Origin of the sequence: Nocardia colli (assembly GCF_008704205.1) — a bacterium.
In the GTDB taxonomy this organism is placed as follows: domain Bacteria; phylum Actinomycetota; class Actinomycetes; order Mycobacteriales; family Mycobacteriaceae; genus Nocardia; species Nocardia colli.
On sequence record NZ_VXLC01000072.1, the window covers coordinates 1 to 891 of the forward strand.

The 891-nt window shown below is 66.7% G+C and carries 1 protein-coding gene; it reads left to right on the top strand.

The genetic code is table 11. The features are described from left to right. A partial coding sequence (locus tag F3087_RS45745; RefSeq protein ID WP_150408484.1) for an AAA family ATPase occupies window positions 1-891 on the top strand: 891 nt, incomplete at both ends.

The window sequence follows — 891 nt, forward strand, 5'->3', positions numbered from 1 at the left end:
CTACATCGGTACCGAGCACATCCTGCTCGGTCTCATCCGCGAGGGTGAGGGCGTCGCCGCGCAGGTGCTCGTCAAACTGGGCGCCGATCTCAACCGGGTGCGCCAGCAGGTGATCCAGCTGCTGTCGGGGTACCAGGGCAAGGAGCCGGTCGAATCCGGTTCGCGCGGTGAGGCGGGCACGCCGTCCACCTCGCTGGTGCTCGATCAGTTCGGCCGCAACCTGACCCAGGCCGCTTTGGAGGGCAAGCTCGACCCGGTCATCGGGCGCTCCAAGGAGATCGAGCGGGTCATGCAGGTGCTCAGCCGCCGCACCAAGAACAACCCGGTGCTGATCGGTGAGCCCGGCGTCGGTAAGACCGCCGTCGTCGAGGGCCTGGCTCAGGCCATCGTCAACGGCGAGGTGCCGGAGACGCTGAAGGACAAGCAGCTCTACACCCTCGACCTCGGTTCCCTGGTCGCGGGCAGCCGCTACCGCGGTGACTTCGAAGAGCGCCTGAAGAAGGTCCTCAAGGAGATCAACACCCGCGGCGACATCATCCTGTTCATCGACGAGCTGCACACGCTCGTCGGCGCGGGTGCTGCCGAAGGCGCCATCGACGCGGCCTCGATCCTGAAGCCGAAGCTGGCCCGCGGCGAGCTGCAGACCATCGGCGCGACGACGCTCGATGAGTACCGCAAGTACATCGAGAAGGATGCCGCGCTGGAGCGCCGGTTCCAGCCGGTCCAGGTCGGCGAGCCGACGGTCGAGCACACCATCAACATTTTGAAGGGTCTGCGCGACCGCTACGAGGCCCATCATCGGGTTTCCATCACCGACGGCGCGCTGGTGGCCGCAGCGACGCTGGCCGACCGCTACATCAACGACCGGTTCCTGCCGGACAAGGCGATCGA